This is a genomic window from Paraburkholderia mimosarum LMG 23256 = NBRC 106338 (assembly GCF_000739815.1).
Lineage (GTDB): Bacteria > Pseudomonadota > Gammaproteobacteria > Burkholderiales > Burkholderiaceae > Paraburkholderia > Paraburkholderia mimosarum.
The window spans coordinates 1-17,618 of sequence record NZ_BBJJ01000099.1 but is presented as its reverse complement, the minus strand read 5'-3'; the positions used below and the strand labels follow the sequence as shown (position 1 = coordinate 17,618).

The following is a 17,618-nucleotide window of genomic DNA, read 5'->3' as shown; positions in this document are numbered from 1 at the left end:
CCATGCCGCAGCAATCGGACTGCGACTGAGTCGCAAACCGCTGCGAGGCGCGCGAAATCCAGCTTGCGCAGCCGTCCGCGAATGACTGTCATTGACCGGCGCACGCCTGGATACGATCCAGCACCCTTCTGCAGGGCGAGCAGGCTGTCACCTATCGTCCAGGCCGCGAGCAGCTTGCGCAGCTCGGTTTCCGCACAGGACTCCGGCTTGGCGCTGGAGGCTGCGGTGGCGAAACGGCGGCCGAGGCGGTCGGCAGTGCGGCTAAGCCAGGCATCTCGCCGCCATCGTTGCGGGTTGTGGGCCAGGTCGGAGAGGTCGCGCCGGACCGCGCGATGCAGCCGCGCGATACTCGATGCACGGTCCAGCGGAAACAAGACCGAAAAAGCGAGCGTGGCCCAGGCGATTGCCAGCAGGGTGGACAGTGCGTCGTTGAGGAACACGGCATCGTTGATACGCGCTACGTTGCTGGGTGAAGTGAAGTTCCAGAAAAACAGGGCAAATCCACTGCCGATCGATGACGTTCTGGGATTGCGCATAGCAAGACCGGCCACGACCATGAAGAAACCGGCAATGCACGCCAACGGAATGAAGTCCGACACTGCCGGTAACAAAACAAAATTACACAGGATTCCTACCAGTGCCGCGAAGAATGCGCCCTTGAACCATCCCATTGCAGCGGCTATGGAGTTGGCGCGCGTGGCGAAAAGCGCGCTTACCACCCCGACTGTGGCGACGAAACCCGCGCCCGACGGCCAGGCGCTAAATAGCCAGAAGATCGACGCGGCAACCACGGCAAAAAACCCCGCATGCCATTGTGCCAGGCAAGCACGTGGTCACGATGGAAGGCAAATTTCACAAGCAATCGCGGAGGATTCACCTGATCCAGGCATGATTTTCTTGCAATGACCTCCTCCCATGCTGTGAGAAGCAAGGTTAGCCGGTCAAGAATGAACAGCCTGCATGTCCGCGAATCGCGCTGGCGGGATGCCTCCAATACAAGAGCGTGCCTGATACGTGACTTCAGAGAGGCGATTCTGGACCTTGCAGTGGTGGAGGAATCGGTGTCATCGCCTGCCAGCACGGACGCTGTTTCATCGACAACGTCAATCTGAAGATCGGGGTAGCGAGTCAGTTGCGCTTGTAACGCGTGGATTGCGGACAGCTGCGTTAGTACTGCGACGATTGCGGCACGCAGATGCCCAATGGCGAGACGGACTTCCGCGGATGCCGCAGCAGCATATTCGGCCGCGGTGTCCAGTTCGAGGGCAGCCGCAAACAGCTTGTGTATGGCGCCTTGATCAGTCTCGCGGCGAAGCGCTCGTGCACCGAACTGCGAAGCCTTGTCCACATAACCATGAAATTGCTCGCGCACCTCACGTAACGCCGCGCCAGGGGCGAGGATCGCAGTGAGGGTTGCTTCGACCAGAATGCCAACGACAACGTAGACAAAGCGCGCGAGCGCGATATCGAACGCGTGAAGGGGCGCAGAAGCGGCATCCAGCCCGATGATCGCTGCCGTATAGCCCGCAAGTACAGTCGCGTAAGCACGAAAATTCCGCAATCCGCTCGCCAATCCGGTGCAAAGTCCGATCCAGGCGGCGAGTCCCAACAGAAACAACCCTGGCGTCTGCGCAAACAGGGCGACGAGCACGAGTGCTGCGACCGCGCCCAGCGCAGTACCGAGGATCCGGTACTGGCTCTTCGATACGCTCATGCCACGACTGTTTTGGGCGACGACCCACACGGTGATTGCAGCCCATTTCGGGTCGTCGAGGTTCATGCAAAACGCGATGTACAGCGCGATCAGCGATGCGCCTGCAGTCCGGACGGAATACGCCACTCCCTCCCATGTAACGCCCGGGATGGACGGTGGGGGCAGCGTCTTGAAGTCCGCTAGCTCCGGAATCTTTATGTGTAAACGGCCGATTTTCATACACGAGCAGGGTCAAACGTTGTTCAGACAAAACGCTTCGAAACCTCAAAGGCAAGGGGCTTCGTTGCACGGCACAGGCCCTGTCGACCGAGGAGATTGACGGAGGTTTTTCAAACGAGCCGGACATTGCATCGTGATTCGACGCGCGGACCGGGGACGTTGCCGCTGCGCTGAATCCGACGAAGTTAGCGCTGTCGCGCGTCAGGCGGGATAGGTGGAAATGTCGTTGCGGACGTTCATTTGAATAGCCTCCCAGGGAAACAGTGAGGCTATTTGACACCCTGACTTAAATATATAAAACGTCACGAAATTGAATTTTTGTTCTCAATCCAAGATTAAATTGGCGTCAGCCCGTCAGCCCGTCAGCCCGTCAGCCCGTCAGCCCGTCAGCCCGTCAGCCCGTCAGCCCGTCAGCCCGCATCGCTCGTCACCCTGGCTGAACAAGTTTCATCCGCGCACGTTCATCCCGTACCGTTGTCAGGTCGCCTTTGCCTTGAACTGCGCTGAGTGTCTCTTTCCCTCGTCGTGCCACTTCCTCCGCGGGATTCATGCTTGGGGCACGATACATTGTTCGATCGTATTCATCAGCTGTTTCGCAGACGGTGTCGGTTCCCTGCCGCGGCGCGTGACAAATCCAATATCCCGGCGCATGACCGGTTCGACGAGCGGAATTTTTGCCACTCCGTCGACGTTGAAAACCTCGAGCACCGTTGTCGGCAGCGCAGTCACGCCCACACCGGAGCGTGCCAGTCCGAACATCGTGGAGAGGAGCGAGACATCGTAGGCTGGCGGCTTCACGACCTGGAGACTGGCGAATGCGGAATCCGTCGCGTACCGGACGCTTGTACCCTGAGACATCGCGATGAATGGTTCTTTCAGGATTTCCGCCCATTTCACCCGCCGACGGTGAGCTAGTCGATGGTCGCTTCGGCATACCAGGTAAATTTCATCCTGCGCGATGCTGGAAAACTGAATGTCCGGTTCGACGGTTGTATAGCTGCCGAGGGCAAAGTCGATCTCCCCAGCGCGAACCATGTCGATCAGTTGGCCCGCCACACCGTCTTTCACTTCCACCGAAATCTCGGGATGTGCCTCGTGGAATGCAAAGATCGAGCGCGGTATCCAGTCCGCCGAGGCGGACGGCAACGCGCCCAGTGCGACCCGACCGCGCCGCAATGCGGATCGATCGGCCAGATTCTCCTGTGCGATTTCGAGCTCGGAAAAGATGCGTTCCGCCACTGGCAGGAATTCTTCGCCTGCCGTCGTCAGTTCGACACGCCGAGTCGTTCGATCAAACAGACGGACCGACAGCGCTCCCTCCAGATTGCGGATCAGCAGCGTCAGACTGGGTTGAGAGATGAAGAGCGCCTTGGCGGCGCCGCTGAAGCTTCGGTATCGCGCAACCGCGCGAAATGCATCCAGTTGGTGCAGGGTGAGATTTATAGGCATGATCTATTAAACAATAAAATAATAGTATTTATCGAAGAGATGCATGCATTCTAGACTGGTGTGCATTCCCCTGGCTACTCAGGCGACGATTCCTCGGGACCCTGGTTCGCTGTCTTCGTGAGCACGGGGCGATTGACTGGTCATGCAGGGCAATCGAAATAATATGTAATCCTATATAAAAAATTGTGGGTGCTGGTGAGAACACTTTCGATCATTCGATTCATAGTTAAAAAGTCACACATATGATCAGGAGACAAATTCCATGAGTTGGAATAAGGAGCAAAAGAGCGTCGTAATCGCTGCGTATCTCGGCTGGACGTTGGATGCATTCGATTTTTTCTTGATGGTATTCGTTCTGAAGGACATTGCTGCTGAATTCTCGACTACCGTCCCGGCCGTCGCACTTGCGATCACGTTCACGCTTGCGTTGAGGCCGATAGGCGCGCTCATCTTCGGATGGATCGCTGATCGTTTCGGTCGTCGGCCGACGCTGATGATCAACATCGTTTGCTATTCGTTGCTCGAATTGCTGTCGGGCTTCTCGCCGAATCTGACGACGCTGATCGTGCTGCGCGCACTGTTCGGCGTGGCGATGGGCGGGGAATGGGGCGTTGGCTCCGCGTTGACGATGGAAAGCGTCCCAGCCCAATCTCGCGGCTTCGTTTCGGGGCTGCTCCAGGCTGGTTACCCCAGCGGTTACCTGTTGGCGTCTCTCGTGTTCGGCCTTTTATATCCCTACGTCGGCTGGCGCGGCATGTTATTCATCGGTGTGCTGCCCGCGTTGCTGGTCCTGTTTATGCGCACCCGAGTGCCTGAATCGCCCGCATGGACGGCGACGCAGCACAGCCCCCGGGTCGGGCTGATGGCAAGCCTCAAGCAAAACTGGAAACTGTCGATCTATGCGATCGTCCTGATGACGGCGTTCAACTTCTTTGCCCACGGGACGCAGGATCTTTACCCGACGTTCTTGCGTGAGCAGCATCAGTTCGCGCCGCATGTCGTTTCGCTAATTGTGATCATTCTGAACGTCGGCGGGCTCATCGGTGGTCTGTCGTCCGGCTTGCTGTCGGAAAGGTTTGGGCGCCGCTGGACGATATTCTGGGCCGCTCTGATCGCATTGCCGGTGCTGCCATTGTGGGCCTTTTCCGGCGATCCGATGTTGCTTGCCGCGGGCGCGTTCCTGATGCAGCTCTCCGTGCAAGGCGCATGGGGCGTGATCCCGGCACATTTGAACGAAATCTCGCCAGCAAGCATTCGGGCGACCTTTCCAGGTCTCGTTTACCAACTCGGCAATCTGCTGGCATCGGTCAATGCACCGTTACAGTCGGCGATTGCTGTGCGACATGCCAATCACTACGGGTATGCGCTGGCGATCGTGGTCGGATCGGTCGTCGTCACCATCGCGATACTCATCCTGTTCAGTCGCGAAAACCGGGGTGTCGACATGACCGCTGTATCGGAAATGGAAGCAAGCGGAGGGACATCGGTTGAGACATTCACCGCGCCGCAGGCGTGTCGTAATACATAGTTTTGGTCAACGCGCAGATCCGCGTGCACTGCAAGCCATGCGACATCAAGGAGCTGCCGCAGGCCATGTTTGCCTCGAAGGTCGTGGATGCGGATGGCAAGGCCACCGTGTCGCGCGAAATGGACGGCGGCGCGGAAACGTTGTTGCTCACGCTGCCCGCAGGTGGTCACGACGGACCTGCGCCTGAACGCGCCTCGGGCGATGGGCGGGCCGCAGACGACCACCCGGCGCAGGCAGATGCGTCCGCCTGGAATGGCTCCTGGGCTGGGCGCATCGCGGGGATATCGCGCGATGCAACGTTCAGGTTAGTATTCCGCGATCGATGTCTCCAATCGATACCGTACCGAGCATCGCCATGTTTCGGTCGACTTCGTCCCTGAGAAGGCCGATTGCATGTCGAACACCCGGCACGCCGCCGACGGCGGCGGCATACATGAACGGGCGCCCAGCGAATACGAACTGCGCACCGAGCGCGAGCGCCTTCAGAACATCTCCCCCGCGCCGAATTCCGCTGTCCATCATCACAACGGTCTTGTCTCCAACGGCATCACAAATCTGCGGTAACACGGATAGCGGTTCCACCGCGCCGTCCAGTTGGCGCCCTCCATGGTTCGACACGATGATCCCGTCTGTGCCAATCGCGACCGCGCGTCGCGCATCGTCCGCGTGAAGGATGCCTTTGATGACCAGGCTGCCGCTCCATCGCTGACGAATGCTTGCGATGTCCGACCATGACAGATGGTCGCGTCCGGTGGTGTCGCGTATCGCCGATGCGGACAACATCGGCGCCCCTCGTGTCGCGAACGAGTTCTCGAAGTGGGGCATGCCGTGATTGATCAGCGTGCGGGCGAACGTGCCGAGCAGCCAGCGCGGGTGGGAAATGCCGTCCATCGCAAGACGCAGCGACGGGCGCAGCGGCAGCGAGAAGCCCGTACGCACGTTGTTTTCGCGGTTCGCCCAGACGGGAATGTCGACCGTGAGTACGAGCGTCGAGAAGCCAGCGGCTTTGACGCGCTCGATCAGAGCGTCGCGGCGAGCGGCGTCGCCGGGCAGGTAAGCCTGGAACCAGGTGCCCGATGCCGCCGCATGGACCGCCTCCATCGGAATGAGCGAGGAACCGCTCATGATTGCAGGGATATTTTCATCCTGCGCGGCCGTAGCCAACGCGATGTCGCCCCGATATGCCGAAATAGCACTGATTCCAACCGGTGCGATTCCGAACGGAGACGAGTAGGTGTGGTTGAAGATCGTTGTTTGCTGAGATCGGTGAGAAACGTCGACAAGCACTCTCGTGCGGAACTTCAGGCGTTCGAACGCAGCCCGATTCGCAGCGATCGACATTCCGTCCTCCGCTGCGCCGGAGATATAGCCGAAGAGCGGACGCGGCAGTATGCGCCGTGCGGCCGCCTCGAAGTCCGCGAGCGAGAGGATCCGGCGTAGCCGCCGGGGAACATGCTGTTTGACCCCGTAAGCCGCTTGTTCAATTCGCCCGACGGGCGGCGTTTCCTGCACAGTCACGTGCTCTGCGTAGTCATTCATTCTTTGGCCTCACTGTGTTGCTTCAAATCGCTGCGCCAGCCCTCCGCGGTCGGTGTGCCCGACAACGTCGAAGAGCCTGCGACGTCGACGTCAATACGCAAACGAACCCCGCTGGCGCATCAACTCGCGGTACAGCGATTCGTTCGGCTGGAACGGCGCCCGGCCGTGGAGGTAGAAAAAATTGTTCAGCACCACCAGACCGCCGACCGGCAAAGACACTTCCCTCGTGCCGGCCGATGCTTCCATCGACTGGGACAGGGCGCGGAGAAATGCCGCTTCTTCGCGGTTGGACGGCTGAACGAACTGGTCGATGAACGAGATCGACAGACCGAATTCGCTTTGAAAGAAAAGCGGCCGCTCGATCTGTTCGCTGACGTTCTTGGAATCGGATCCTTTGTAGAAGAACGGCTTGGTTCCGAGCTTGTGATTGACGAAGCGATCGCGCTCTTCCCAGTCGTCGAGGTGCAGAAATCGCGATTCGCCGCCGACCGCGTTTCGCTCCGCGAATTTCATCATCAACAGCCAGTCCGTTGCGTCGCTAACGTACGTACCGTCGGTGTGCATCGTGAACAGCCGGTATGCCTGACGAAGATACGAGTCGCTGTTATCGGTGTGCTTCACCACGAAGCGGGCGTAGTACGTTCCCGACATCGCATCGTGATTGCTCGGGCCGAGAATATGACCGATGGCCGTACCGAACTTCACGAAGTCGGAAGGCTCCTGCGAAAGGCCCTGGAGGCCGATGGTGAAGCCGCCGTGCCGACGGTCCTTGACCAGTTCGACGAGCATGTCGGCAAAGTCGTCGCCGAGGCGATCGACCAGCAGATCGGCAAGGTGATGGCGCATGAACGGGACATATTGGAGATTCTGGACGTCGATATCCCGTACGTCTGTGAGGAATCCGGTCAGCGCGTTGGGCTCAACCGTCACGTTCATGATGCGGTGATGAGTGGGATGCGCCGACAAGCGGAAAAGCGGTTGCCGATGCGTGAGGGAACCAGCGTTGGTGGTCAGGGTGTCCATGTTGTCCTCCAGTGTGTTTCAGGACTCTATTTGATGCCTCTTTTTTGATATCATCCAGAAGCAATAAGCGAATGTTTATTCGCTCCTGGAGATTAAATGATCGACGCCCGTCAACTGCGATACTTCGTTGCAGTGGTGGAGGATCTGCACTTTGCCAAGGCAGCGGATCGATTGAATGTCGCGCAATCAGCGCTTAGCGCCCAGATTCAACGCCTCGAGCAGGAGATCGGCGTTCGTCTCCTGAACCGGAACAAGCGACAGCCCGTTACGCTGACCGATGCGGGGCGTTTGTTCCATGCCGAAGCGGTTGCAGCACTACGTCATATCGAGCGCGCGGATCAGGTTGGCCGGCTGGCGGCCAGAGGCCTGGCCGGTGTTGTGCGGATCGGATCGGTGGCATCCGGCGTGAGCAGTGGTGTGCTCTCGAGAATGCTGCATCAGTTTCGGGTCACGCACGGCGACGTGCGAATCGAAGTCGTGGCCATGGAGACCCCGCGTCAGTTCGAGGCGCTCGTCAGCGGCGAGATCGACGTGGGTATCGTGAGACCCTGGCGCCAACATCCAGCGGGTATCGTGGCCACGATCGTGCAGACCGAGTGCCTTTTGGTCGCGATGGCCGAAGACCATTCATTGGCGGTAGGCGCTCACGTGTCGGTCAGCGACCTGAAGGATCAGCGTTTTATTTCCCCCCACTTCGATGACGACGGGGGATTCAGCGAGGTCCTTACTGCGCTGGGCGCAGCGGGGGGCTTCGTTCCTTTTCTGGAACATCGTGTTCATGATTTCATCGCCGCAATCAGTCTCGCATCGGCGGGATACGGCGTGGTCGTCGTCCCGGAATCGATGCGCAATTTCACACAGCCAGGCATTTGCTATCGGCCGATCGCGGATTTCGAGTATCCGTGTCATCTTGCAATCGCTAGCAGGCGGCGGGAGCTTTCTCCCGCCGTTCGCGCATTCGTGAAGGAATCCCTCGCGCTGTTCACCGGTCGCGCACCGTCAGACCCAGCTTGAGTCAAGCTCGCGGGCGCGTTGGTGACTACCGGTAGAGCGTCGGTCAGGATGACTATGTAATTATCTTAGTCAAGCTTGACCTCGAAGCCGCGACGTACCGCGGGGCGATCGAACATTGCGTCGTACCATCGCTTCACGTTTGGGTAGTCTGCAAGATCGACCTTGTGCCGCTCGTGCCGCCACGCCCAGCCAATGATGGCAAAGTCGGCGATCGAAAGCTCGCCGGCCACGTACTCATGGCCGGCGAGTCTTTCGTTCAGCACCGAATAAAGCCGCCGTGTCTCGTCTGAGAAGCGCTTGAGACCGTAGCGTCTATCGCCTTCGGAAGCGAGGGCGGCGAAGTGGTGCACCTGTCCGGGCATAGGTCCGAAACCGCCCATCTGCCACATGAGCCATTCGATCACGGGTACCCGTTCGCGTAGACCGCGTGGGAGAAATCGGCCGGTCTTTTCTCCAAGATAGAGAAGGATCGCGCCCGACTCGAACACGCTGATAGGCCGACCATCGGGGCCGTCCGGATCGACGATGGCCGGAATCTTGTTGTTCGGGCTGATGGATAGGAATGACGGTGCGAACTGCTCGCGGTTGCCGATATTCACGGGCTGAACGACGTATGGCAACGCCATTTCTTCGAGCGCGACGCTGGCCTTTCGGCCATTAGGCGTGTTCCATGCGTAGAGCGTAATCGGTTCGGTCTTCATGGATTCAGCTCAATTCGACATCGACATGTTTGTTGAAACCCGGACGCGTGGCGAGCGACGCGTACCAGCGCTCGAGGTCGGGCATTCGAGCACGTTCTATGCCCGGCATGCCAAACCATCGCTTCGCGAATGCACCGAGCACGATATCCGCGATCGTGAACGACTTGCCTTCGACGAAGTCGCGACCCTTCAACTGTGTGTCGAGCACTTTCCAGACTTCCGCGACCTTTGCGACATCGGCGGCAATTTTCCCGATGTCCCGCTCGGCCTCGGCTGTACGGATGATTCCCCAGAACACGGGACGCTCGGCCGGCTGCAAGGTCGACAGTGACCAGTCGAGCCAGCGGTCGATGCTGGCCCGCGCCTTTGGATCGGCGGGATATAGTGCGCTGGGTCCACCGTACTGCATCGCGATATAGCGCAGGATCGAATTCGATTCCCAAAGCACGAATTCACCGTCGACGAGGGTGGGGACCTTGCCCATCGGATTCATTGCGAGATAGTCAGGTTCGGTGTTGTGTCCGAATTGCAGACCGGCGTCAATCCGGTTATAGCATAGCGAGATCTCCTCACAAAGCCACAAGACCTTCTGGACATTGACCGAGTTGGCACGGCCCCAGATGGTAATCATGCGTGAGTCCTTCGGGTTTTTGTTGTTGGTTGATTGCTCGCTTGAGTCCGTCATCGCCGGCTAACGCTTATGCCGGCAGTGCTGTCTGCAATTCGGCCGTCGTGACGATCGAGTGGGCAAATGTGGGCCCGTTCAGTTCGTGGGCGGCGCGCATCATTTCCGGGGAGAAGGCGGCGGTCGCGTCGCGCACGAGCGTCACGTGATAGCCGAGTTCCATCGCGAATCGCGCGGTAGATTCGATGCAGGTGTTCGCGAGCAGGCCAACGACAATGACGTGCGAAATGTTGTGCTGCTTGAGCTGGAAATCGAGGTCCGTGTTGGCAAAGCCGCTTTGCGCCCAATGCTCGTGGATGATGATGTCGTCTTCCTGGGGAACAAAATCGGGGTGCCATTCGCCGCCCCACGACCCCTTTGCGAAAGACTGGCGCTTTTGCACGATCAGTTGCGTCGGGTTCGGATGGTCCCAGTCTTCGTAATCGCCAGGCTGCCAGCGGCGATGCGGCACATAGAACACCTGGATGCCAGCATTGCGAGCGGCGCCCACCGCTGCGCCCAAATTGTCGAGGAGCCGGACGTCGTTGGCGACTGCCTCGATCATCGGAAAGATCTTGCCGCCATGTGACAGGAAGTCGTTGTACGGGTCGACCAGCAAAAGACCGGTGTATTCGGCGTGATAGACGGGGTCCGACATGATGTTCTCCGGAAAGCGATTCGGGATGGGGCACGGCACAACCGACATCCGTTGCGCGGAACTTCTTCTGCGGGACGTCGAGCACTTCGATGCCTCACGAGCAGAGTATATATATGAATTTCATAGGTGAAAATGAAACTTCAATACCATATCCAGCTTACGGGTATCGAACCAATTTTTCACTCCGATGCTGGTGCCGTCGCGGCGACGAAATCCGTGCTACTATGAAAACGGTAGTTACGATGGAGACAAAATGAAACGCAGAGAGAAGGGGGTGGCCACGGTGTGCCCGGTGGCGCGGTCGACTGAAGTTGTCGGTGACAAGTGGACGACGCTCGTGCTGCGCGAACTGTACATGGGCGCGACTCGATTCGAGGAAATCCAGATTCAGACGGAGGCGACGCCCCAGATGCTGGCGACGCGCCTGAAGTCGCTCGAAGCTGACGGGATGGTCGAGCGCCGTCCGTACCAGGAAAGGCCGTTGCGCTACGAGTACTGTCTCACGGAGAAAGGCCGGGCATACTATCCGGTGATCCAGGCGCTACGCACTTGGGGTGAAACCTGGTGCAAGAGCAAAGGCGAGGAAGTCGCTGTGCATTTTACGCATCGTGTGTGCGGGCACGAGGTTGGCCTCGACTATGTCTGCCCGTCGTGCGGCGAGTACGTGGAGCGTCGCGACCTCGATGCAACCTTGAGTGCTTCGTTTGCGAAAGAGCGCGAGAGAAGGCGCGAGACATATCGGGCCGCGAAGGCCAGATCGGAATAATGCGGCCAGCGTACAACGGGCTATCGTCCAGACTGCTCTGTGCGCCGCACGCGCACCAGGACGTCCGCGACGAAGGCTAGCGCGAATGCGCCCGCGCCGCACAGGAACACGAGCGCGTAGTCGTTGTGAAGGCGAGAAAAAAGATACGAGTATCCATAGCCGCCGAGTGCCTGAAAGAGGGCAAAAGCCGTGGTTGCACGGCTCCACGCTGCGCGCTGTTCCAGGAAATTGTCCGGTAGCAACTCGTTGATGCAGCCGAGCACGAGCGGCACGATTCCGGGCGTGAACACGCCCAGGATGACTGTGGCGCCTGCGAGAACATAGGGATTTCCTGTCTTTGCAAGTACCACGATCGCGATGGCCTGTAGCACAAGCGCGGCGCGCCAGGCAGCCCGAAAGCCGATCCGGCTGCCCAGAATGCTGCAGATCATGGGCCCCGCGATGGCAGCGAGACCGTATAGTACCCAGTAGTCGGCGCCCACTGCTGCGCCGCGGCCGAGGCCGCGCGCTACGTAGTCCACGAGCAGCACAATTACAGGCACGAGGCCGAGCGCGTTCGCTGCGTATTGTGCATAGAGCACACGCAGTGCGAGGCTGCCGCGCTCAGTCTTGAGCGCTGGCCCGGCCTGCGCAGCAGGCGGATTCGTCGCCGGCCAGCCGAACCAGCTCAAGGCCGTAAGCGAGAACGAGAGCATGCCGAGGCCGAGCCACGTGTCGCGCAGCCCGGTCGCCAGGAGTTGCGGGATCAACGTGCCCGATGCCGCAACGCCGAGGCCCAGCCCGAGAAAGATCATTCCGCTCGCGAAGCCCCGGCGCGGCGCGGGAAGGTGCGGGAGGATCGACGTCGCGACGAGTACCATGATCGCGCCACCGGAAAAGCCCGACAGCAGGCGCCAGAAGAAGAACCACGATACGGAAACGGGCCAGGCGCACGCGAAGAACGCGATCGTAACGGCGGCCATCAGCAGTCGCAAGGCGGACTGGTTCGACAGCTTCGCAACGAGCGGTCGTCCCGCCATCGCACCGATCAGATAGCCGGCGAAATTTGCCGCTCCGAGCGTGACAGTCTGCGAGGAACTGAACCAGTGCGCCTGGATCATCGAGGGAATGAGCGGCGTGTAGGCGAAGCGCGCGAGACCGATGGCGACCAGACTTCCGCAAAGCCCGGCGAACGCTGCGAATAGCGTGCGGGCGTCGAGCGACGATGTTTCGCACCCATCGGACGAGGAAGGAACGGCGGACACTATGAGTTCCGGAACCTGGGTGTGTTGCGGCGGCAAGAAAGGCTACGCATTGACGTCTACGACTGTGCGACCCTGAATCTTGCCTTCCAGTATCTGGCCCGCGACAGGAGGAACGTCAGCGAGTCCGATGACCTGCGTCGCGCGGCCGAGTTTGCTCAAGTCGAGGTCGCGCGCAAGCCGCGCCCAGGCATCGATGCGCACCGACTGCGGGGCATTGACGGAATCGATGCCCGCGAGGGTCACGTTGCGTCGGATGAAGGGCATGACCGAACCGGGGAGGCCCGAGCCCTGTGCCAGGCCGCAGGCGGCGACCACGCCGCGGTATTGCGTCTGGGCCAACACGTTTGCCAGCGTGTGATGTCCAACGGAATCCACGGCACCCGCCCAACGTTCGCTGGCGAGCGGCGTACCTGGCTCCGAGAGCGTTCGCCGGTCGATGATTTCCGCCGCGCCGAGGCTATGCAGATAGTCGGCTTCCGCGTGGCGTCCAGTTGATGCGACGACGCGATACCCGAGGCCCGACAGGACTGCAATTGCGATCGAGCCGACGCCTCCATTGGCGCCTGTGACGAGGACATCGCCGCATTGTGGCGAGACGCCGCCATGTTCCAGCGCCATCACGGCAAGCATGGCCGTGTATCCGGCCGTGCCAATTGCCATTGCGTCGCGCGTGGAAAAAACATCTGGAAGCTTGACGAGCCATTCGCCTTTCACGCGTGCCTTTTGCGCGAATCCGCCGTGATGGCTCTGGCTGAGCTCCCAGCCGTTGAGGACGACACGGTCGCCGGCCGAGATGCCGGGATACGTGGACTCCTCAACGGTTCCGGCCAGATCGATACCGGCGACCAACGGGAACTCGCGAATAATTTCCGCGCGTCCGGTGATGGCGAGTGCGTCCTTGAAGTTCACGGTCGAATATTCGACCGCAATGGTTACGCCTCCGGGCATGAGGTCTTGCTCGCGCATATCGACGATGCGAGTCGAGATCGTGTCACGCGGCTTCGTCGCGAGCAGTGCTTTGAAGGTCATTCGATTCTCCTGAACAGTTGTTTCCCGAAGGCCGTCGCCAAACGGGGGATTCTTTCGGCTGCTTCGGTTAAGCACGCCCGTTGGCGACGGCTGAACCGGACCGCGCGTATGCGAGCGCATTGACCACAACGGCGGCGAGCGAGAGCAAGGCGCCGATCGCGGCGAGGCCGAGCCAGCCAGCGTGCAGGGCCCCCGCGCCGCCGAGTGCCGCACCGAATGCGCCACCAAGAAAGTACGAAACCATGTAAACGGTATTCAGGCGGCTGCGGGCTTCGGGGCGCAGCGCATAGATCCGTGCCTGGTTGGCAATGAAGCTGGCGCGATTGCCCAGATCCAGCAACACCATCCCGACGATCAACCATGCCAGGCTGCGTCCGCCCGCTGCGACAAACGCGAACGCGATGGCGACCGTGAGTGCACCCGCGGTCGCAACCTGGCGCGCGCCGACGCGGTCGACGATCGCGCCCAGCTGTGGCGATACCGAAAGACCGACAAGGCCGATCAGCCCAAATGCCCCGATGGTCGCGGGGCCGTAATGGTACGGTGATCGTGCGAGTAGCACCGCGAGTGTTGCCCAGGGTGCACTGAACGCGGCGAACACAAGAAACCCCATCGTCGCCGAGAGGCGTAGGAGCCTTTGCTTGCGGACGAGGCCAGCGAGCGAGTGCATCAACTCGCGATAGCGGATCGCCGCGAGTGAGTTCGACACGGGCAGTTCCCTGATGACGAACAGAAGGCCAATGTCGATGGCGGAAGCGATCACGAATATCGAACGCCAGCCCCAAAGCGCGCCGACGACGCCACTCAGCGCGCGTGCCAGCAGGACGCCAGTGGAGAGCCCACCCAGCAGGGAGCCGACCACGCGTCCGCGCGTCTGGGGCGTAGCCATGCCCGAGACCGCTGGGATGATGATTTGCGCTGAGATCGAAGTCATGCCAACCAGGAAGCTGCATGTGGCCAGCGCGACGAAGGACGGTGCGACTGCGCAGGCGATCAGCGCCACTGCGTTCGCGATGATCGCACGCGTTGCCAGTGTGCGCGGTTGGACACCGTCGGCGAGCGGCACAAAGAGCAGCAGTCCCATCGCATAGCCAAGCTGGGTGAGCGTGGCGATGAGGCTCCCACGCGCCGACGGCACCGCAAACGTTGATGCGATTTGCGGCAGCAGCGGCTGATGGTAGTAGATGGGCGAGACGGCGAGCGCACAGCAAAGAGCCATCAGAAAGACCCGGCGCGGGGAGATCATGGGTGCCTTTGCTAGGGTAGGTGGGGCGGCATTGCGCGGAATTCGCGCTATCGTCGGAGTCCCGAAGGACTAGCCCGCATGGAAGGCGATACCCACCATGCGGACGAACGACTTACAGGGCAAGGCATGACCAGGCTTAGGGCAATGCGTCGATGAACTCGCGGGTGCCTACGATACTGTGCGCGTAGGTTGGCCCATTCAGCTCGTGCGCTGCGTGCATCGATTCCCTCTTGAGGGCGGCCGTTGCGTCCTTCACGAGTGTCACGTGGTAACCAAGCTCCGTTGCATATCGCGCCGTAGCCTCTATGCAGGTGTTGGCCAGCAGGCCGACGATCACCACGTGCGTGATGCGATGCTGCTTGAGCTGGAAGTCGAGATCCGTATTGGCAAATCCACTGGAGCCCCAGTGTTCGAGCGCCACGATGTCACCTTGTTGCGGCGCGAATTCAGGATGCCATTCGCCGCCCCACTCGCCTTTGGCGAAGTGATGACCGTCCATGATCTTGCGCTGGCTCGGGCTCGGATGACACCAGCACTGATAGTCGCCCGGCTGCCACCGGCGGTGCGGTACGTAGACGACCTGGATACCTGCATTGCGGACGGCTCCGTTGATGAGTCGCAGATTCTCCACCAGTCCGACTTCTTGAGCGACGTCCTTGACGAAAGGCCAGACTTTGCCCCCTTCCGAGAGGAAGTCGTTATAGGGGTCGACAAACAGCAGTGCAGTCGACGTGGCCTCGTAGACGAAGTGGCTCATTGCGTTTCTCCGGAAGTGGCTCATGCCAAAACAGTGACTTGACACGGCTCGCCTCTCATCCGGACACGCATGCGACTCGCGATGGCGGTTCAGGCAGAGGTGAAGCCTCTCAGTGGTTGCATTGTAGATATGAAAAACATAGTGGCAAGTTAGGCGTAGATCCCATACTACGAACACGGTTTATTTGGCAAATTGATGGGCGAGTAGACGGGTTTGCACGCGTGGAAAAATCTTGTTACTATGAAAAACATACTAGTAAGCCTCCAGGCGGGAAACCGCTTCGGCGGTCCGGTATCCGGTGGCCGACCCAGTGGCGTCGCATTAGCAAGGATGCCGCTGCTTCTGTCAGACCGGCACGATCAATTTCACCCAGCGCTGAGTTCCGATGTTGTTCGTATTGTTCGTACGAAGCCAACCACCTGGCCGCAGTGCCATACCCAGGAGAGCAACATGCAATACCTCGTGATGATTTCCCGTTCCGAAAACGCATCCTCCATGTCGCTTCATAAGGAAGAGGTCGAGGCGGAGGCTGAATTTGTCCGCCGGCTTTACGCCTCCGGGATAGTTCGGCAGATATGGCTGAGGGCAGAAGGGGGAGCCTGCATGATTTCGGAAGCCGATGACGAAGACGGCTTGAGAGAACTCCTGGGCGAACTCCCGTTGGTCAAGGCCGGCTACCTTGCGTCGCCACAGATCAGCCGGTTGCGCTCGTATTCGGGGTTTGGTCCGCGTAGTCTTTGAGCCACTCGAGCTATCACGTCGGCACGGGCCGGCGAGTCGCTGGAGATGGCGACTGTCACATCATGTCGGCTAGTTGGCGAATCATGCTGGAACAATCTATATGACACGCTGGAAACTATTTGGTATGCTAACCATCATCGTTGCGCTAGTTGCCGTGGTGGCCTCTGCAATGGCGCCGAACGGCGTAGAGTCGCTGCAATACGCGATACGAGCAACGGCTCGCACGTCCTTTGTCCTGTTCCTGGCTGTGTTCCTGTCTACCTCGGTTGCGAGACTCGCGCCGTCGGCGCTAACCCGCGCTTTGGCCAGGGAGCGGCGCTACATCGGACTGTCGTTCGCCGCTTCGCAATTTATGCACGCGATGGCGCTTATCATCTACATTGGGACAGCGCCCGAAGCATTCTGGGTGGGGCGTACGCCCGCGAAAAACATACCGGGTTCCATCGGCTATTTGATGATTCTGTTGCTTACGCTCACATCGTTCGCAATGCCGGCGCGTCTTATCGGTCCAGTCAACTGGAAAAAGCTGCATCTTGCGGGCGTGTGGATACTCGCCGTCATTTTCGCGGGTTCCTTCCTCACCCGAGCCCATCAACATGTCGCTTATCTCGTTCCCGGCATGGTTATGGTCGTCGCTATGTTGCTGCGCATGGCCGAGCGGTTCGAAGCGTGAGGTCAGGGATTCGCCACACCTCGAGGACGCCTCTCGCGCAACCCTGTCACTCTTTCGCACCTGATAGAAGCTGCCACTGGGCTTCCCGTTTGAGCCGTTCGTCGTCAGGACACGCAGTCGGCGCATTTCGGCGTCGAGCCGACATTCATGCCGGCGAGCCGATGGCGGCCTGGCCGGCTATCTATCCGCCCCTCGCTGAAAGTGACTACGGAATTGTCGAAGGACGGTTGAAAGCGTCGAACGTGCGCAGCGACGGCAAAGAAGCCATTCTGTCGATCCTGGAGCCCGGCACCTGGTTCGGAGAGATGTCCGCCATTACCGGATGGCCGTATGCTCACGACGTCATTGCGCTAGAGACCGCGCAGATCGTGAGGCTGCCGCTGGAGGCGTTCCACTCGCGCATGCAGAGCGCCGCATTTGCGAAGTCGATTGCCGAGTTGCTGGCTCAACATACGGGTCTTCTTTACCAGATGCTCGAGGAGGCGACGCTGTATTCCACGCGCGCAAGGATCGCTCGTCGTCTCATGCACCTCGCGCGCGGCGATGCCACCCTCGCTGTCGGTAACCGGTCGAAAATCCAGGTGTCACAAGACACGCTTGCAATGATGCTTGGCATTTCTCGTCAGACTCTCTCTCGAACTTAAGGAAATGGG

At 59.9% G+C, this 17,618-nt stretch carries 16 protein-coding genes and 2 pseudogenes; 7 read left to right on the top strand and 11 right to left on the bottom strand.

The window, feature by feature from the left end:
- Together BMI01S_RS43405 and BMI01S_RS33005 are read right to left on the bottom strand one after the other, a co-directional pair.
- Positions 1–1,933, bottom strand: a pseudogene (locus BMI01S_RS43405) (FUSC family protein); the annotation flags it as partial.
- Positions 1,934–2,479: 546 nt separating this feature from the next.
- A complete protein-coding gene (locus tag BMI01S_RS33005) occupies positions 2,480–3,382 on the bottom strand; it encodes a LysR family transcriptional regulator (protein WP_051381567.1) in 903 nt (300 codons plus the stop codon).
- Between the two features lie 262 nt (positions 3,383–3,644).
- Here BMI01S_RS33005 and BMI01S_RS33000 point away from each other — a divergent pair, with 262 nt between their 5' ends.
- Together BMI01S_RS33000 and BMI01S_RS39770 are read left to right on the top strand one after the other, a co-directional pair.
- On the top strand, positions 3,645–4,910 hold the full coding sequence (locus BMI01S_RS33000; RefSeq protein ID WP_042292109.1) for an MFS transporter: 1,266 nt from the start codon (positions 3,645–3,647) through the stop codon (positions 4,908–4,910).
- A 44-nt stretch (positions 4,911–4,954) separates the two neighbouring features.
- Positions 4,955–5,147: pseudogene (locus BMI01S_RS39770) on the top strand (electron transfer flavoprotein subunit beta/FixA family protein); the annotation flags it as partial.
- Positions 5,148–5,210: 63 nt separating this feature from the next.
- Here BMI01S_RS39770 and BMI01S_RS32995 read toward each other — a convergent pair.
- Both BMI01S_RS32995 and glaH read right to left on the bottom strand, forming a co-directional pair.
- Entirely contained in the window at positions 5,211–6,449 is a 1,239-nt protein-coding gene (locus tag BMI01S_RS32995; protein ID WP_042292106.1) for an alpha-hydroxy acid oxidase, read from the bottom strand.
- 90 nt (positions 6,450–6,539) lie between these two features.
- On the bottom strand, positions 6,540–7,472 hold the full coding sequence (glaH, locus tag BMI01S_RS32990; RefSeq protein ID WP_028232587.1) for a glutarate dioxygenase GlaH: 933 nt from the start codon (positions 7,470–7,472) through the stop codon (positions 6,540–6,542).
- Between the two features lie 96 nt (positions 7,473–7,568).
- Here glaH and BMI01S_RS32985 point away from each other — a divergent pair, with 96 nt between their 5' ends.
- Positions 7,569–8,486: a LysR family transcriptional regulator gene (locus BMI01S_RS32985; protein ID WP_042292104.1), complete on the top strand. Its 918-nt coding sequence runs from the start codon at positions 7,569–7,571 to the stop codon at positions 8,484–8,486.
- A gap of 65 nt (positions 8,487–8,551) precedes the next feature.
- Here BMI01S_RS32985 and BMI01S_RS32980 read toward each other — a convergent pair whose 3' ends face one another.
- The 3 genes from BMI01S_RS32980 to BMI01S_RS32970 form a co-directional block, all read right to left on the bottom strand.
- Entirely contained in the window at positions 8,552–9,187 is a 636-nt protein-coding gene (locus tag BMI01S_RS32980; RefSeq protein WP_028232588.1) for a glutathione S-transferase family protein, read from the bottom strand.
- Between the two features lie 4 nt (positions 9,188–9,191).
- On the bottom strand, positions 9,192–9,818 hold the full coding sequence (locus BMI01S_RS32975) for a glutathione S-transferase family protein (protein WP_028232589.1): 627 nt from the start codon (positions 9,816–9,818) through the stop codon (positions 9,192–9,194).
- Between the two features lie 67 nt (positions 9,819–9,885).
- Entirely contained in the window at positions 9,886–10,509 is a 624-nt protein-coding gene (locus BMI01S_RS32970) for a cysteine hydrolase family protein (protein ID WP_028232590.1), read from the bottom strand.
- 253 nt (positions 10,510–10,762) lie between these two features.
- On the opposite strand from BMI01S_RS32970, the gene BMI01S_RS32965 reads away from it, so the two are divergent.
- Positions 10,763–11,275, top strand: coding sequence for a winged helix-turn-helix transcriptional regulator (locus BMI01S_RS32965; protein WP_028232591.1), 513 nt, complete (start codon positions 10,763–10,765; stop codon positions 11,273–11,275).
- A 20-nt stretch (positions 11,276–11,295) separates the two neighbouring features.
- Here the strand turns inward: BMI01S_RS32965 and BMI01S_RS32960 are convergent, their stop codons facing one another.
- From BMI01S_RS32960 to BMI01S_RS32945, 4 genes are all read right to left on the bottom strand, one after another.
- Positions 11,296–12,519: a YbfB/YjiJ family MFS transporter gene (locus BMI01S_RS32960; protein WP_028232592.1), complete on the bottom strand. Its 1,224-nt coding sequence runs from the start codon at positions 12,517–12,519 to the stop codon at positions 11,296–11,298.
- A gap of 42 nt (positions 12,520–12,561) precedes the next feature.
- Positions 12,562–13,548 carry an acrylyl-CoA reductase (NADPH) gene (gene acuI / locus BMI01S_RS32955; protein ID WP_028232593.1) on the bottom strand — a complete coding sequence of 329 codons (987 nt, stop codon included), beginning with the start codon at positions 13,546–13,548 and terminating at the stop codon, positions 12,562–12,564.
- A 67-nt stretch (positions 13,549–13,615) separates the two neighbouring features.
- The gene (locus tag BMI01S_RS32950; RefSeq protein WP_028232594.1) at positions 13,616–14,794 is read right to left on the bottom strand and encodes an MFS transporter; all 1,179 of its coding nucleotides are present in this window, start codon (positions 14,792–14,794) and stop codon (positions 13,616–13,618) included.
- 136 nt (positions 14,795–14,930) lie between these two features.
- Positions 14,931–15,551 carry a cysteine hydrolase family protein gene (locus tag BMI01S_RS32945; protein WP_028232595.1) on the bottom strand — a complete coding sequence of 207 codons (621 nt, stop codon included), beginning with the start codon at positions 15,549–15,551 and terminating at the stop codon, positions 14,931–14,933.
- 450 nt (positions 15,552–16,001) lie between these two features.
- Here BMI01S_RS32945 and BMI01S_RS42160 point away from each other — a divergent pair, with 450 nt between their 5' ends.
- The 3 genes from BMI01S_RS42160 to BMI01S_RS32930 all read left to right on the top strand — a co-directional run bounded on the left by BMI01S_RS42160 (position 16,002) and on the right by BMI01S_RS32930 (position 17,609).
- Positions 16,002–16,292: a muconolactone Delta-isomerase family protein gene (locus BMI01S_RS42160; protein WP_028232596.1), complete on the top strand. Its 291-nt coding sequence runs from the start codon at positions 16,002–16,004 to the stop codon at positions 16,290–16,292.
- Between the two features lie 124 nt (positions 16,293–16,416).
- The gene (locus BMI01S_RS32935; protein ID WP_154671439.1) at positions 16,417–16,965 is read left to right on the top strand and encodes a hypothetical protein; all 549 of its coding nucleotides are present in this window, start codon (positions 16,417–16,419) and stop codon (positions 16,963–16,965) included.
- 161 nt (positions 16,966–17,126) lie between these two features.
- Positions 17,127–17,609, top strand: a complete 483-nt coding sequence (locus BMI01S_RS32930; RefSeq protein WP_052408465.1) for a Crp/Fnr family transcriptional regulator — start codon at positions 17,127–17,129, stop codon at positions 17,607–17,609.
- Positions 17,610–17,618 lie beyond the last annotated feature (9 nt).

Excerpts from the sequence above, each read along its gene's own strand:
- BMI01S_RS42160 (WP_028232596.1), top strand. The coding sequence starts at position 16,002 with ATGCAATACCTCGTGATGATTTCCCGTTCCGAAAACGCATCCTCCATG.
- BMI01S_RS32950 (WP_028232594.1), bottom strand. The coding sequence starts at position 14,794 with ATGATCTCCCCGCGCCGGGTCTTTCTGATGGCTCTTTGCTGTGCGCTC.
- BMI01S_RS33000 (WP_042292109.1), top strand. The coding sequence starts at position 3,645 with ATGAGTTGGAATAAGGAGCAAAAGAGCGTCGTAATCGCTGCGTATCTC.
- BMI01S_RS32980 (WP_028232588.1), bottom strand. The coding sequence starts at position 9,187 with ATGAAGACCGAACCGATTACGCTCTACGCATGGAACACGCCTAATGGC.
- BMI01S_RS32945 (WP_028232595.1), bottom strand. The coding sequence starts at position 15,551 with ATGAGCCACTTCGTCTACGAGGCCACGTCGACTGCACTGCTGTTTGTC.
- acuI (WP_028232593.1), bottom strand. The coding sequence starts at position 13,548 with ATGACCTTCAAAGCACTGCTCGCGACGAAGCCGCGTGACACGATCTCG.
- glaH (WP_028232587.1), bottom strand. The coding sequence starts at position 7,472 with ATGGACACCCTGACCACCAACGCTGGTTCCCTCACGCATCGGCAACCG.
- BMI01S_RS32995 (WP_042292106.1), bottom strand. The coding sequence starts at position 6,449 with ATGAATGACTACGCAGAGCACGTGACTGTGCAGGAAACGCCGCCCGTC.
- BMI01S_RS32935 (WP_154671439.1), top strand. The coding sequence starts at position 16,417 with ATGCTAACCATCATCGTTGCGCTAGTTGCCGTGGTGGCCTCTGCAATG.
- BMI01S_RS32965 (WP_028232591.1), top strand. The coding sequence starts at position 10,763 with ATGAAACGCAGAGAGAAGGGGGTGGCCACGGTGTGCCCGGTGGCGCGG.
- BMI01S_RS32985 (WP_042292104.1), top strand. The coding sequence starts at position 7,569 with ATGATCGACGCCCGTCAACTGCGATACTTCGTTGCAGTGGTGGAGGAT.
- BMI01S_RS32970 (WP_028232590.1), bottom strand. The coding sequence starts at position 10,509 with ATGTCGGACCCCGTCTATCACGCCGAATACACCGGTCTTTTGCTGGTC.
- BMI01S_RS32930 (WP_052408465.1), top strand. The coding sequence starts at position 17,127 with ATGGCGGCCTGGCCGGCTATCTATCCGCCCCTCGCTGAAAGTGACTAC.
- BMI01S_RS32975 (WP_028232589.1), bottom strand. The coding sequence starts at position 9,818 with ATGATTACCATCTGGGGCCGTGCCAACTCGGTCAATGTCCAGAAGGTC.
- BMI01S_RS33005 (WP_051381567.1), bottom strand. The coding sequence starts at position 3,382 with ATGCCTATAAATCTCACCCTGCACCAACTGGATGCATTTCGCGCGGTT.